The sequence below is a fragment of the Bradyrhizobium sp. WSM2793 genome (assembly GCF_000379585.1).
GTDB lineage: Bacteria > Pseudomonadota > Alphaproteobacteria > Rhizobiales > Xanthobacteraceae > Bradyrhizobium.
Map to the genome: position 1 here is coordinate 14,872 of NZ_KB902771.1, position 12,699 is coordinate 27,570.

The window sequence follows — 12,699 nt, forward strand, 5'->3', positions numbered from 1 at the left end:
CTTGCGTTCAGTCTTTATCCTGGCTCGCGGTTGCCGACAGGCCGAGCAGGCCGGCGAGCGAGCGCTGATGGCCGGTGTCGATGGTGGCGTAGACGCTCATGCCGGCCTTCAGCTTCCGGACATATTTGTCGGTCTCGTCGAAATAGATGCGGATCGGCACGCGCTGCACCACCTTGACGAAATTGCCGGTGGCGTTCTGCGGCGGCAGGATCGCGAATTGCGCGCCGGTGCCGGGCGAGAGCGAGCCGATCTTGCCCTTGAAGACGTGGTTCGGGAACGCGTCGACCTCGAGCGCGACGGGCTGTCCTTCGGTGACGTGGGTGAGGTCGCTCTCCTTCGGATTGGCGTCGACCCAGGGGTGGGCGACGTCGATGATGGAAAACACCGGCGTGCCGGCGGCGACATAGCGGCCGAGCTGGATCTGCTCGACCTGCGTCGCCACGCCGTCCATCGGCGCGCGCAGCACGGTGTGATCGAGGTTGCGCTGGGCATCGTCCAGCTTGGCTTTCGCCTGTGCGTAGGGCGGGAATTGCTCCAGTGGCAATTCGGGGTCGCCGAGCAGCTGCGTCCTGGCGTTGGACAGCTGTTGCTTGATGTATTGCGCCTGCGCGCCGGCGGTGACCAGCGCATTCGAGGCATTGTCGAGATCGAGCTGCGAGCCGTAATTGTTCTTCACCAGCGCCTGCTTGCGCTCGACGTCGCGCTGCTTCAAATCGATGCCTTGCTGGGCGAGGCCCAGCATGTCGCCATAGATCTTGATGTTGGCGACGAGGTTGTCGTAGGTCGTGCGGGCCTGCGCGAGCTGCGCCTTGGCTTCGACCACCGCGTGGCGAAACGGAGCGGGGTCGATCTCGAACAGCTCGTCGCCCTGCTTGACGGACTGGCCTTCCTTCACGACGACCTTCTGGATCTTGCCGGAGATGTCGGGCGTCACCAGCACCTTCTGCGCGCCGACATAGGCGTCGTCGGTGCCGACATAGCGGCCGCCATGCAGGTAGAAAGTGATGCCGCCGATGGCGGCGATGACAGGCAGCACGACCAGGAGCAGGAAGCGGCGGTAACGCCGCAGGCCGGCTACCAAGCGGCGGCGCGGATCGGTGCCGGCCTTCTTGGTGGGCTTGCCGCTGTCGGTCTTCTGCTCGGGCTGGAACTTGAGGACTTGGTCAGCCATAGCGCTGCTCCTTACGCGCCTGTTCCGCGCCGCTGGTCTGGATCGCGGTACGCACGTTTTCCTTGATGGTTTCGAGCTGGGTCAGGAGGCGATGGGCGTCCGCCGGCGTGATGCCGTCGAGCGCGTTGGCCGTGAGCTCGGACTTCAGCCCGCTCATCCGGCCCAGCAATTGCCGGCCGGCCTTCCTCAGATACAGGCGCTTGACGCGGCGGTCCGAAGCGTCGCTGCGGCGCTCGATCCAGTCATTATCGCAGAGCTTGTCGATCAGGCGGGTCAGCGTAATCGGCTGCATCTCGAGCAGTTCGGCGAGTTCCGACTGCTTCATGCCCTCGCTGCGCTCGACCTTGGCCAGCACCGCCCATTGCGCCCGGGTGATGCCGAACCGCGATGCCTCCTTGTCGGCATAGACGCGCAACAGGCGGTAGAGCTCACCGAGCGTGAACAAGAAGTTCTGGTCGACGGACCCGCGGGTCATAAGCTTGGTCTCCAATAAGCCCGGGATATAATAAGCAAGCTTATGATTATTCCATGGCGGATATCACGATGCTGTCCCGCAGCGCGAGCATGGCTGGCAGCCGGTCGCAGGGTCGTGCTTTGGGTTCCCGGGCCCAAATGCTAGAACGTGGCCGCATGACCCTCGCAAAGCCGGCATTTCCCGCGCCCGACCACGATCACGGCCGCTGCACCGCGGACGCGCTGGCGCATGCCGAGGAGGTCTGCAAGCAGCGCGCACAGAAATTCACGCCGATACGCCGTCAGGTGCTGGGGGCCCTGCTCTCCAGCCATCGCCCGCTCGGCGCCTATGAGGTGATCGACGAGCTCGCCAAATCGATGTCGCGGCCGGCGCCGATCACGGTCTATCGCGCGCTCGATTTCCTGATGGCCAACGGCCTTGTGCATCGCATCGAGAGCCGCAATGCCTACCTTGCCTGTGCCGCCCACGACCACGACGCGACCTCGGCGGTGGCGTTCCTGATCTGCGAGCGCTGCGGCCTGGTCGGCGAGATCCCGTCGGCGTCCTTTGCCGGGGACCTCAATGCCGCCGCGCGCAGCTCGGGCTTTGCGCCTAAATTGTCCGTGGTGGAGATCACGGGCGTCTGCACCCATTGTCAGAAAGCTGCATAGAGAAACAACGGCGCAAAGCCGGTAATCGGGAAGAGATGTCCTCACCACAAGCCTTACATTCCGCCGCACGTCCCCTCAGCGCCGGCGCCATCGCCCTGATGCTCATGCTGTGCCTGACCTGGGGGTTCAACCAGATCGCGGTGAAGCTGGTGCTGCCGGACATTCCGCCGATGCTGCAGGCCACGATCCGGTCGACGGGCGCGCTGCCGGTGCTGTTCCTCATCGGCACGCTGCGCGGGGTCAAATTCTTCGAGAATGATGGCACGTGGAAGCCGGGCCTGATCGCCGGGCTGATGTTCGGCATCGAATTCGTGCTGATCTTCCAGGGGCTGCACCTCACGTCGGCCTCGCGCGCGGTGGTGTTCCTCTACACCGCGCCGTTCTTCGTTGCGCTCGGCTCCTACCAAGTGCTCGGCGAACGGCTTGGCGCCTCGCAATGGCTGGGTCTTGCTATCAGCTTTGCCGGCGTCGCCCTAGCGATTGGCGTGCCGCAGCCCAATGTCGATTCGCATGTCCTGCTCGGCGACCTCATGATCGTCGGCGGCGCCGCGCTGTGGGCGGCAACCACGCTGGTTGCCAAGGGCACCAGGTTGCGGTTTGCCGCGCCGGAGAAGGCGCTGGGCTATCAGGTCGCGATCTCGATCCCGATCCTGGGGCTGGCGGCCTGGCTGTTCGGCGAGACCATCACGCACACCCCCGCGCCGCTGTCGCTCGGCCTGATGGCCTTCCAGGCGATCTGGGTCGTTGGAACCACGTTCACGCTTTGGTTCGCGCTGGTGAAGGCCTATTCGGCCAGCAAATTGTCGGCTTTTACCTTCATCACCCCTTTGTTTGGCGTCGTCGGTAGCTATTTCATCATGCACGACACGCTAAGCTTGGCGTTCGGGGCGGCCGCCGTCCTTGTAATTGCTGGGCTTTTTCTGGTTAACCGTCCCAGCCAAGTCGCTGCGGCGCCGCGCGATGCATTGCTGAACGTCACCAAAACCTGATATTTGGACCCCATGAACAAGCCCGAAACCACCATCGATTCCGACATCGCGGGGCCAGCGCCGCGCTATCATACCACCCAGGTCAAGGTCGGCGACGTCGCCGTCGGCGGCGGTGCGCCGATCGTCGTGCAGTCGATGACCAACACCGATACCGCCGACATCGACGGTACCATCGCCCAGGTCGCAGCGCTCGCGCGCGCCGGCTCCGAAATGGTCCGCATCACTGTGGACCGGGAGGAAGCCGCGGCCGCTGTTCCGCACATTCGCGACGGCCTCGCCAAGCGCGGTATCACCACGCCGCTGATCGGCGACTTCCACTATATCGGCCACAAGCTGCTCGCGGCCTACCCGGCCTGCGCCGAGGCGCTCGCCAAGTACCGCATCAATCCCGGCAATGTCGGCTTCAAGGACAAGCGCGACACCCAGTTCGCCGACATCATCGAGATCGCCAACAAGAACAACAAGCCGGTGCGCATCGGCGCCAATTGGGGCTCGCTCGACCAGGAGCTGCTGACCAAGCTGATGGACGAGAACGCCGCCTCCGCCAATCCGCGTGACGTGCGCGCGGTGACGCGCGAGGCCATGGTGCAGTCCGCGCTGCTCTCGGCCGCGCGCGCCGAAGAGCTCGGCATGCCCAAGAACCGCATCATCCTCTCCGCAAAGGTCTCGGCGGTGCAGGATCTGATCGCGGTCTATCAGGATCTCGCTTCTCGTTCCGACTACGCCATCCATCTCGGCCTGACCGAGGCCGGCATGGGCTCGAAGGGCATCGTGGCGTCGTCCGCCGCGCTCGGCATCCTGCTGCAGCAGGGCATCGGCGACACCATCCGCATCTCGCTGACGCCGGAGCCCGGCGGCGACCGCACCCGCGAGGTGCAGGTCGGCCAGGAGCTGCTGCAGACCATGGGCTTCCGCACCTTCGTGCCGCTGGTCGCCGCGTGCCCCGGCTGCGGCCGCACCACCTCGACCACGTTCCAGGAGCTGGCGCGCTCGATCCAGGATTTCATCCGCGACGAGATGCCGACCTGGAAGACGAAATATCCTGGTGTCGAGGAGCTCAACGTCGCGGTGATGGGCTGCATCGTCAACGGCCCCGGCGAATCCAAGCACGCCAATATCGGCATCTCGCTGCCCGGCACCGGTGAAGCGCCGGCCGCACCCGTGTTCGTCGACGGCAAGAAGTTCCGCACGCTGCGCGGCCCGACCATCTCCGCCGACTTCAAGGCGCTGGTGATCGACTATATCGAGCAGCGTTACGGCCAGGGCGCCAAGGTGCCGGTGACCGCGGCGGAGTAAGCGTTCAGGTCAGCATGTAATCGTGCTGACCTGGCCTGTCTCGCCATATCTCAGCATCAATCCGTCCCGGGTAATCACGCTCGCGCCAAGGTCGCGAGCGGTTGCAATGATGATTCGATCCGCAGGGTCACGCGGCGGGGCACCGGGCAAGAATGAAGACGCGATCAAAATATTGGGCGTGAGTTCGGCGAGCCGCACTCCTTCGACGGCAAGCAGCCGTTGAAACCAGAGTTCTGGTCTCGTGGAGAGGCCCAGCCTGTTGCGTGCAACGAGCAAGCCGATTTCCCAAGCGGTGATTGCAGAGACGAAGATGGCAGATCCTGCGCGATAGGCGGCTTCAATCGCCTCGCTCGCCTCGGTGGCAATAGGTTTGTCTTCTGCAATCCAGATCGCGGCATGCGTATCGAGCAAAAGAGGCGCAGGATCACTCATACACTTGGCCCCAATCGGGATCGGCCGGCTGTGTCAAATCAACGCCGGGTGGGATGTGTGCCAATCCTTTGAGGGCGCCGAACAGCGGAGGGCGGCCGAGCTTCTTGACGCGCGACGGCGCCGGTTCTGCGGAACTCAATTCGACCCGGCGAAACACGACCTTGCGAGCCTTCGTGTCGACCTGCTCGGTACGAAAGCCGGCGGCCAGCCAGACCTTGGTCATCACATTGTTGGTCGGATTATTGCTCCACCAGGCCGGGTATTGAGGAGAGTTAGGAGGGAGCTTGCTTCCAATGACTCGCTCGATTTCGGCAAAGGTCATAGGGACCTCTTTGGTCCGTTGGGACTTCAGGAACGCGCCAAGTCGCTCATATTTACCCATCGTGGAAGCCTCTTTCCTTCTGCACACTATTAAAACTTTATAAGTGTGTCAAGATTCGCGGGTTGCTATCTTTGCGTCTGCGCTCCCGAGGCCTAGGATAGCAAGCAACGAACAACAGATCGGGAGACACGCCATGAGCTCACTCGCCGGCAAGCAGGGCCCGCGCTATCGCCACACGGCTGACGACGGCGCGCCCTACGAGACCATCGCGGTCGAAAAGCTCACCCCCATCATCGGCGCGGAAATATCGGGCGTGGACATCGGCGGGCTCGTCTCCGACGACGCGCGTTCAAATCAGCAGATGGACGAGATCCACCGCGCGCTCGCCGAAAACCTCGTCATCTTCTTTCGCGACCAGCAGATCACGCCGCAGCAGCAGCTCGCCTTCGGCCGCAAGTTCGGCGAGCTGCATTTCCATCCCGCCGCGCCGCATGAGGACGAAGACCCGGCGCTGATGAAGATCTACGCCGACAAGAACTCGCCGCGTGCCAACGGCGAGGGCTGGCACTCCGACGTGTCCTGCGATCTCGAACCGCCGATGGGCTCGATCCTCTACATCAAGCAGTGCCCGCCGCGCGGCGGCGACACGCTATTCGCCAACATGTACGCCGCCTATGAGGCGCTGTCCGATCGCATGAAGACCTATCTCGATGGCCTCACCGCGCTGCATGATGGCGAGCCGATCTATCGCGGGCTCTATGCGAACTACGGCGTTGCCGACCGTCCGTCCTATCCGAGCGCCGAGCATCCCGTTGTGCGTACGCATCCGGTCACCGGCAGAAAGGCGCTCTACGTCAACCGCGGCTTCACCCGCCACATCAACGGCATCCCGCGCGACGAGAGCGATGCGATGCTCGCCTATCTCTACCAGCACGCCGAAAACCCACTGTTCCAGTGCCGCTTCCGCTGGACCGAGAACGCCATCGCGTTCTGGGACAACCGCTGCACCCAGCACCGCGCGATGTGGGACTACTGGCCCCACACGCGCTCGGGCACGCGGGTGACGGTGAAGGGGGAGAGGCCGGTTTAGGGGACAGTGCGGTAGGGTGGGCAAAGGCGCGTCAGCGCCGTGCCCACGTCTTCTCATCAAATAGGCAGGACGTGGGCACGCTTCGCTTTGCCCACCCTACGAGAGCCGTTCTTGCGTTGACGTCTTCCCGCGTCCGCGCCAATCTTCCCGAAAATATTCGGGAGGATCAGCCATGCTCCGCGCCGAGGACAACAAATTCCTGACCGAGGCCGGCCCTGGAACAGGCATGGGCGAATTGCTGCGCCGCTTCTGGATTCCCGTCCTGCTGTCCGAAGAACTCCCCGAACCAGACGGCGAGCCGAAGAAGATCACCGTGCTCGGCGAGGAACTGCTTGCCTTCCGCGACACGCGCGGCGTCGTCGGCGTCATCGACCAATATTGCCCGCATCGCGGCGCCAATCTCTGGCTGGGGCGAAACGAGGAATGCGGCATCCGCTGCGTCTATCACGGCTGGAAGTTCAACACCGACGGCCGCTGCGTCGACATGCCGACCTCCTATCCCGATCTCAACGCCAAGGACCTGATCCGCATCAAGTCCTATCCGGTGCGCGAATGGGGCGAGATGATCTGGGCCTATATGGGTCCGATCGAGGCCATGCCCGAGCTGCCCGATCTCGAAATGGCGCTGCTGCCGGCCTCGCACCGCTACGTCAGCAAGAAATGGCAGGACTGCAACTGGGTGCAGGCGCTGGAAGGCTCGATCGACACCGCGCATTTCACCTTTGCCCATCTCTCCTTCGACAAGGAGGAGAACGAGATCCTGGACATCAAGAAGCACTTTGTGAATCCGATCGCGCGGATGTCGAGCGATCACATGCGCTGGATCGCGGAAGACCCGCGGCCGGTGATCAAGATCAGCCCGCACGAGGCCGGACTGACCATTGCCGGTGGCCGGCTCACCGGCAGCGACAGCATCTACTGGCGCATCGCGCAATTCCTGATGCCATTCCACGCCTACGCGCCGAGCGCGATGCCGGGCGAGAGCATTTTTGGCCAGACCTTCGTGCCTGTGACCGACACCAATTGCTGGATCTACACCTATGCCTGGAATCCGGAGCGGCCGTTGTCGCAAGCGGAGCGCGACGCCTACGACCGCGGCAACGGCGTGATCGCGGAGGTCGACGACAATTACGTGCCGCTGCGCCATAAGGGCAACGACTATCTGATCGATCGCAAGCTGCAGAAGACCAGGAGCTACACCGGCATTAAGGGTGTCTCCGAGCAGGACGCCGCCGTGCAGGACAGCCAGGGGCCGATCGCCGACCGCACCCGCGAGCATCTCGGGCCGACCGATCTCGGCATCATGCATTTTCGTAAAGTGGTGATGGATCTGGCGCGGGCGCTGCAGCAGGGTGAGCCGCCCCCGCAGGCGGCGCATCAGGATCGCTATGCGGTGCGCTCCGGCGCCTGCGTCACCAGCAAGTCGAAGGATCTACCCGCGGTCATGCTCGAACGATTCGGCGATGTCGCGGGCTTCGTCGGCCGGCCACGCATCGCGGCAGCGGAGTAGGATTTGTCGTCAGGGCGGGACATCGTCGCAATTCTCCTGGTGTCGCTGGTCGCGTTATTGCTTCCGTCCATCGATGCGGGGCAGGCTGCCCCGGCCCGAAAGGTCGCGAAAGCAAGGCTCAAGCCTTCGCCCGCGCCGGCCAAATGTGAGATGCCGAAATTCCGGATCGTCGTGGATGTCGGGCATACGCCGGACTCCTACGGCGCGTTGAGCGCGCGCAACGATCCGGAGTTCGGCTTCAACTTCCGTCTCGCAAGACTCATCACGGCGAAACTCAAGTCCGAAGGCTTTGCCGCAACACGTCTGCTCGTCACGGACGGCAAGGCTAGGCCCAGCCTGTTTAAACGTGTCGGCAGCGCCAATGGGTCGCACGCCGATCTCTTCCTGTCGATCCATCATGATTCGGTGCCGGACAAGCTGCTCGAGACCTGGGAATTCGATGGTGCGAAGAGCTATTTCAGCGATCGCTTTTCGGGCCACTCGCTGTTCGTGTCGCAGCGGAATTCGCACTTCGCCACCAGCCTGATGCTGGCCCGGATGATCGGCAGGCAGTTGAAGGAGCAAGGCCTGCACTATGCCAGCCAATACACTTTGCCGCTGATGGGCCGTTACCGGCGCCAGTTGCTCGACAAGGACGTCGGCGTCTACCGCTATGACGGGCTCGTCGTCCTGTCGCGGACCAGCAGTGCCGCAGTGCTGCTCGAGGCCGGCTCCATCATCAACCGCGACGAGGAAATGGCGATGAACGCACCCGAGCGGCATGAAACGATTGCGGCGGCCGTGGCGTCCGCCATAGCGGAGTTTTGCGCAAGGCGGTAATTGCTCCCGCCGTCATTGCGAGCCAACGGGTCCGCGCCTAGCGCGGCCCGAGGACAGGCTCCGCGAAGCAATCCAGAGTCTTTCCGTGGAGGCGGTCTGGATTGCTTCGTCGCAACGGCTCCTCGCAATGACGGGAGGCTACAGCGGCGTCCGCCGATACTCCCGGTTCGCCAGGCTCGCTTCCTCCAGATCCAGGTCGCGCTCGATTCGCCGCCGCGTCTCGTCGGTGATCTGGCCGTCGCGCAGCAGGTTGTGAATGAATTTGCGTTCGGCGGCGATCAGGTCGCGGGTCAGCGCGGTACCGGCGGCGGAGACGTCGTGGTGGGTGGGATCGAGTGAATCAGGCAGTTGGTTGACGCGGATGTCGTGGCGGGCACGCAGGAGCCGCATCACTTCGTCGGACACCTCCTTCTCCTCGGTCAGCGCGTCGAGCGATTTCAGCGCTGCATCCAGCGCCTGACGGCGCGCGGCGATCTCGGCTTCGTGCTCGGCGGCATGCTCGTTACGGCCGGCCTCGGCGACGCCGAGCCATCTCACCACCGGCGGCAGCGTCAGCCCGACGCCGATCAGCGTGACGAAGATGACGCCGAAGGCCACGAACAGGATCAGGTCGCGATACGGAAATGCATCGCCATCCGGCAGCGTGAACGGCAGTGCCAGCGCGGCCGCCAGCGACACCGCGCCGCGCACGCCGGTGAAGGCGAGCACGAACGGCCATTGCCAGGGTGGCGACGGATCGCGCTGGCGCAGCGATTTGCTGAGCATGCGCGGCAGATAGGTTGCAGGATAGAGCCAGGCGAAGCGCGCGACCACGACGATCACCAGGACCACGGCAGTTGCGATCAGGATGTCGTCGAGCGGGAACGCCTTCGATTTCTCGTAGAGCGCGCGCATCTGGAATCCGGTGAGCAGGAACAGCACGCCCTCGATCAGGTAGATCACGAGGTCCCAGAAGAAGATGCCCTGCAGGCGCGTTGCCGACGAGATCAGCAGCGGGCCGTTCCAGCTCACATAGAGGCCGCAGGCCACCGTCGCGATCACTCCGGAGCCACCGATATGCTCGGGCAGCCAGTAGGAGACGTAGGGGGTGATCAGCGACAGCGTCAGCTCGACCTGCGGATCTCCGGACCATTTGCGGAAGCGAAGGGAGAGCCAACCGACGCCGATGCCGAAGGCGATCTCGCTGGCGACAATGAGGAGGAATTCGCCGGCGGCGAGCGGCAGCGAGAAATGTCCGACCATGATGGCGGCCAGCGCGAAGCGGTAGAGGATCAGCGCGGTGGCATCATTGGCGAGCCCTTCACCCTCGAGGATGACGAGGAGCCGCCGCGGCATGTTGAGCCGGCGCGCGATCGCGAGCGGTGCCACCACGTCGGGCGGCGCGACGATGGCGCCGAGCAGGAAGCCGATGGTCCAGGGCAGGCCGATCATGTAGTGCGTGGCGGCCGCCACCATCGCTGCGGTGAAGATCACCGCGCCAACCGCGAGCAGCACGATCGGGCGCAAATTGTTCTTGAACTCACGCCAGCTCATGGCGACGCTCGCCGAGTAGATCAGCGGCGGCAGCACCATCAGCAGCACCAGCTCGGGAGGCAATTCCACCGGGGGCATGCCAGGCACGAAGGCGAGGCCGACGCCGGCCAGCATCAGCAGGATGGCGGGGGCGACGTTGAAGCGGCGTGCGGCCAGCGCCACGCCTGCCAGCACGGCGAGCAGGATGAGAAAGGTCTGAAACTTCGCTTCCATGATAGTCTGTCTTGACCCGGAAGCGACGGCTACGTCAATGTGCGCGGCTTACGCCAGCCGCTCGGCCACCATCCGCCCGATGCGTGCAAAGGCGGCTTCGATCTGCGTCGGATTCGGCGTGCCGCCCTGGGTATAGACCGCGATCAGGATCGGCGTCCCGGGCTTGGGCCAGGCGACCGCGATATCACCCGAAGCGTCCTTGCCGTTGTTGCCGGTCTTGTCGCCGATGGTCCAGCTTGCGGGCAGGCCGCCGCGCAGCCGGTTCGCGCCAGTCTTGCAGTTCACCATCCAGTCGGTGAGCAGGGCCCGCGAGGCTGGCGACAGCGCTTCGCCCACCACCAGGCGCTGCAAATTTCCCGCCATTGCTGACGGCGTCGTGGTGTCGTGGGGATTGCCCGGCGGCGAGCGGTTGAGTTCTGGCTCGTTGTGGTCGAGCCGGGAGGTGGTGTCGCCGAGCGATCGCCAGAAGGCGGTGAGGGCGGCGGGTCCGCCGATCCGCGCCAGCAGCAGATTGGCGCAGGTATTGTCGCTGAGCTCGACGATCGCCTTGCACATGTCGCTGACCGACATCGCGCCGGCCGCAAGATTCTGTTTGGCGACCGGCGCGTAGTCCAAGAGGTCGGGCTTGCCGTAAGCGATCATGGCCGCAAGCTGGTCCTCGCCGCGGTCGACCCGGGCCAGCATGCAAGCCGCAAGCGAGGCCTTGAAGGTCGAGCACATGACGAAGCGCTCGTCGGCGCGCCAGGCGAGCTTTTTGCCGGTCGCAAGGTTCTCTGCATAGACCCCGATCCGTCCTCCGCTCTCACGTTCATAGGTTTCGAGCTCAGGCGGTGCCTCAGCGGCCGACGCAGGAGAGGCGGCGATCCAGCAGAGAGAGGCGAGCAGGGAACGGCGATCGAGCGGCATGGGGAGCTTTCATGAGAAGAGATGGAAGAGATTACGCACGCGTCATCCGCGCCGTCATTGCGAGCGCAGCGAAGCAATCCAGAATCTCTCCGCGGAGAGATTCCGGATTGCTTCGTCGCAAGAGCTCCTCGCGCGCCGAGAGTTGTGCTTGCAATGGTGCAGAATGGAGGGCGAGCGCGTCCGAATTCAGGCAGCGGGACGTCAGGCCCTCCTCACTCCCTCAGGTCATACCGATACGATTTCGACACGATCTGCCAGCCGTCGGCGAGCTTCATCGCCACCAGATAATCGGTGAAGAAACGTGGCGGCAGTTGGCAACGGACCTTGATGAAGGCGGTCTTGTCGTCCGAACGGTCGATGGTGACGATGAAATCCTCGCGCGGCTTGCCTTCGGCCTTGGCGGAGGCGCGCTTGCGGACGCGGTCGAGCCAGTCGGGTACGGTCAGGACCTGGAGCTCGCCCTTCTCGACCCAGCGCAAGTCAGCGGAGGGATGGAAGATGGTGCCGAGCTTCTCGGCGTCGCCCTCGTAAAGCCCGTCGAAATAGGATTGCACGACGGCTTCGACACTCGAACGGTTCTGGTTCATAGGTCATCCTTTTGCATGATGGCTTGGGCGGAACTTAGTCGTACACATCGAAATGCGCTATGGGCGTCTCTTGCCAATCGCGCAAGGACGCTGGAATGACCGGATCAGAAACTTCGAACGCTCGTATCCTGATCGGCGAATGCTACTGCCGCGCCGTGCGGTTTGAGGTGGCCGACGCGTTCTCCTATGCGATGAACTGCCACTGTTCGAACTGCCGTCGCACCACCGGCTCCGCCTTCAAGCCCTTCGCCGGCATCGCGCAGGACGAGCTCCGCATTGTCCGGGGAGGGGACCAGCGGATGATTTTCGGCGACGACACCACCCATGACGCCCATTGCTCCCGGTGCGGCTCGCTGCTTTATTCCCGGGTACGTGAAGGACAATGGGTCCATGTCGCCATGGGAACCCTGGTTGATGCCCCCTCGATCCGGCCGAGCGCCCACATCTTCGTGGCCTCGAAGGCGCCCTGGCACGAAATTACGGATAATCTGCCGCAATATCGGGGGCATATCGGCGATCCCTAGGGGAATTCGGTCTGCTTGCCTGTTTGGCAGCGAACCGTGACCGCGCTGGCGCGACAAACAAAGGGGGTCCTTCGGGCTGTCGCCGGCGCGGCCTTGGTGACCTCCATCACAAGCGCCGGCACCGGATCCTGCTAAAGCGGTCCCAAGGGGTACCGAAACGTCCCGAACTTCGGAAGTCGTGT

The 12,699-nt window shown here is 63.9% G+C and carries 14 protein-coding genes; 7 read left to right on the forward strand and 7 right to left on the reverse strand.

What is annotated here, in order from left to right; translation table 11 throughout:
• Window positions 1-7 precede the first annotated feature (7 nt).
• Both A3AS_RS0106230 and A3AS_RS0106235 read right to left on the reverse strand, forming a co-directional pair.
• A complete protein-coding gene (locus A3AS_RS0106230; RefSeq protein ID WP_018316737.1) occupies window positions 8-1,171 on the reverse strand; it encodes an HlyD family secretion protein in 1,164 nt (387 codons plus the stop codon).
• Window positions 1,164-1,646 carry a MarR family winged helix-turn-helix transcriptional regulator gene (locus A3AS_RS0106235; protein ID WP_026201730.1) on the reverse strand — a complete coding sequence of 161 codons (483 nt, stop codon included), beginning with the start codon at window positions 1,644-1,646 and terminating at the stop codon, window positions 1,164-1,166. The genes A3AS_RS0106230 and A3AS_RS0106235 overlap by 8 nt, the downstream gene beginning before the upstream one ends.
• Before the next feature lie 155 nt (window positions 1,647-1,801).
• On the opposite strand from A3AS_RS0106235, the gene A3AS_RS0106240 reads away from it, so the two are divergent.
• Genes A3AS_RS0106240 through ispG form a run of 3 tightly spaced genes read left to right on the forward strand, consistent with a single transcriptional unit; the run spans window position 1,802 to window position 4,581 of the window.
• Window positions 1,802-2,296, forward strand: coding sequence for a Fur family transcriptional regulator (locus tag A3AS_RS0106240; RefSeq protein ID WP_018316739.1), 495 nt, complete (start codon window positions 1,802-1,804; stop codon window positions 2,294-2,296).
• Between the two features lie 35 nt (window positions 2,297-2,331).
• Entirely contained in the window at window positions 2,332-3,285 is a 954-nt protein-coding gene (locus A3AS_RS0106245) for a DMT family transporter (protein WP_018316740.1), read from the forward strand.
• Between the two features lie 12 nt (window positions 3,286-3,297).
• Window positions 3,298-4,581, forward strand: coding sequence for a flavodoxin-dependent (E)-4-hydroxy-3-methylbut-2-enyl-diphosphate synthase (ispG, locus tag A3AS_RS0106250; RefSeq protein WP_018316741.1), 1,284 nt, complete (start codon window positions 3,298-3,300; stop codon window positions 4,579-4,581).
• A gap of 9 nt (window positions 4,582-4,590) precedes the next feature.
• Here ispG and A3AS_RS0106255 read toward each other — a convergent pair whose 3' ends face one another.
• Complete coding sequence (locus tag A3AS_RS0106255) at window positions 4,591-5,013, reverse strand: type II toxin-antitoxin system VapC family toxin (protein WP_018316742.1); 423 nt, start codon at window positions 5,011-5,013, stop codon at window positions 4,591-4,593.
• Window positions 5,006-5,335 (reverse strand): hypothetical protein, encoded by a 330-nt coding sequence (locus A3AS_RS44595; protein WP_244550564.1) that lies wholly within the window; start codon window positions 5,333-5,335, stop codon window positions 5,006-5,008. The genes A3AS_RS0106255 and A3AS_RS44595 overlap by 8 nt, the downstream gene beginning before the upstream one ends.
• Window positions 5,336-5,528: 193 nt before the next feature.
• Between A3AS_RS44595 and A3AS_RS0106265 the strand changes: the two genes are divergently transcribed.
• The 3 genes from A3AS_RS0106265 to A3AS_RS0106275 all read left to right on the forward strand — a co-directional run bounded on the left by A3AS_RS0106265 (window position 5,529) and on the right by A3AS_RS0106275 (window position 8,754).
• A complete protein-coding gene (locus A3AS_RS0106265; protein ID WP_018316744.1) occupies window positions 5,529-6,425 on the forward strand; it encodes a TauD/TfdA family dioxygenase in 897 nt (298 codons plus the stop codon).
• Between the two features lie 172 nt (window positions 6,426-6,597).
• Window positions 6,598-7,935, forward strand: coding sequence for a Rieske 2Fe-2S domain-containing protein (locus A3AS_RS0106270; RefSeq protein ID WP_018316745.1), 1,338 nt, complete (start codon window positions 6,598-6,600; stop codon window positions 7,933-7,935).
• Between the two features lie 3 nt (window positions 7,936-7,938).
• The gene (locus tag A3AS_RS0106275) at window positions 7,939-8,754 is read left to right on the forward strand and encodes an N-acetylmuramoyl-L-alanine amidase (RefSeq protein ID WP_018316746.1); all 816 of its coding nucleotides are present in this window, start codon (window positions 7,939-7,941) and stop codon (window positions 8,752-8,754) included.
• 138 nt (window positions 8,755-8,892) lie between these two features.
• On the opposite strand, the gene A3AS_RS0106280 is transcribed toward A3AS_RS0106275, so the two are convergent.
• From A3AS_RS0106280 to A3AS_RS0106290, 3 genes are all read right to left on the reverse strand, one after another.
• Window positions 8,893-10,500, reverse strand: a complete 1,608-nt coding sequence (locus A3AS_RS0106280; protein ID WP_018316747.1) for a Na+/H+ antiporter — start codon at window positions 10,498-10,500, stop codon at window positions 8,893-8,895.
• 48 nt (window positions 10,501-10,548) lie between these two features.
• Window positions 10,549-11,406, reverse strand: a complete 858-nt coding sequence (gene bla, locus A3AS_RS0106285; protein ID WP_018316748.1) for a class A beta-lactamase — start codon at window positions 11,404-11,406, stop codon at window positions 10,549-10,551.
• Between the two features lie 212 nt (window positions 11,407-11,618).
• Window positions 11,619-11,993, reverse strand: coding sequence for a nuclear transport factor 2 family protein (locus A3AS_RS0106290; RefSeq protein ID WP_018316749.1), 375 nt, complete (start codon window positions 11,991-11,993; stop codon window positions 11,619-11,621).
• 95 nt (window positions 11,994-12,088) lie between these two features.
• Between A3AS_RS0106290 and A3AS_RS0106295 the strand changes: the two genes are divergently transcribed.
• Window positions 12,089-12,517 carry a GFA family protein gene (locus A3AS_RS0106295; protein ID WP_018316750.1) on the forward strand — a complete coding sequence of 143 codons (429 nt, stop codon included), beginning with the start codon at window positions 12,089-12,091 and terminating at the stop codon, window positions 12,515-12,517.
• Window positions 12,518-12,699 lie beyond the last annotated feature (182 nt).

Bases quoted from the DNA above. Each gene is read 5' to 3' on its own strand.
- A3AS_RS0106255 (WP_018316742.1), bottom strand. From the start codon at position 5,013: ATGAGTGATCCTGCGCCTCTTTTGCTCGATACGCATGCCGCGATCTGG.
- A3AS_RS0106295 (WP_018316750.1), top strand. From the start codon at position 12,089: ATGACCGGATCAGAAACTTCGAACGCTCGTATCCTGATCGGCGAATGC.
- ispG (WP_018316741.1), top strand. From the start codon at position 3,298: ATGAACAAGCCCGAAACCACCATCGATTCCGACATCGCGGGGCCAGCG.
- bla (WP_018316748.1), bottom strand. From the start codon at position 11,406: ATGCCGCTCGATCGCCGTTCCCTGCTCGCCTCTCTCTGCTGGATCGCC.
- A3AS_RS0106280 (WP_018316747.1), bottom strand. From the start codon at position 10,500: ATGGAAGCGAAGTTTCAGACCTTTCTCATCCTGCTCGCCGTGCTGGCA.
- A3AS_RS0106270 (WP_018316745.1), top strand. From the start codon at position 6,598: ATGCTCCGCGCCGAGGACAACAAATTCCTGACCGAGGCCGGCCCTGGA.
- A3AS_RS44595 (WP_244550564.1), bottom strand. From the start codon at position 5,335: ATGACCTTTGCCGAAATCGAGCGAGTCATTGGAAGCAAGCTCCCTCCT.
- A3AS_RS0106230 (WP_018316737.1), bottom strand. From the start codon at position 1,171: ATGGCTGACCAAGTCCTCAAGTTCCAGCCCGAGCAGAAGACCGACAGC.
- A3AS_RS0106235 (WP_026201730.1), bottom strand. From the start codon at position 1,646: ATGACCCGCGGGTCCGTCGACCAGAACTTCTTGTTCACGCTCGGTGAG.
- A3AS_RS0106240 (WP_018316739.1), top strand. From the start codon at position 1,802: ATGACCCTCGCAAAGCCGGCATTTCCCGCGCCCGACCACGATCACGGC.
- A3AS_RS0106290 (WP_018316749.1), bottom strand. From the start codon at position 11,993: ATGAACCAGAACCGTTCGAGTGTCGAAGCCGTCGTGCAATCCTATTTC.
- A3AS_RS0106245 (WP_018316740.1), top strand. From the start codon at position 2,332: ATGTCCTCACCACAAGCCTTACATTCCGCCGCACGTCCCCTCAGCGCC.
- A3AS_RS0106265 (WP_018316744.1), top strand. From the start codon at position 5,529: ATGAGCTCACTCGCCGGCAAGCAGGGCCCGCGCTATCGCCACACGGCT.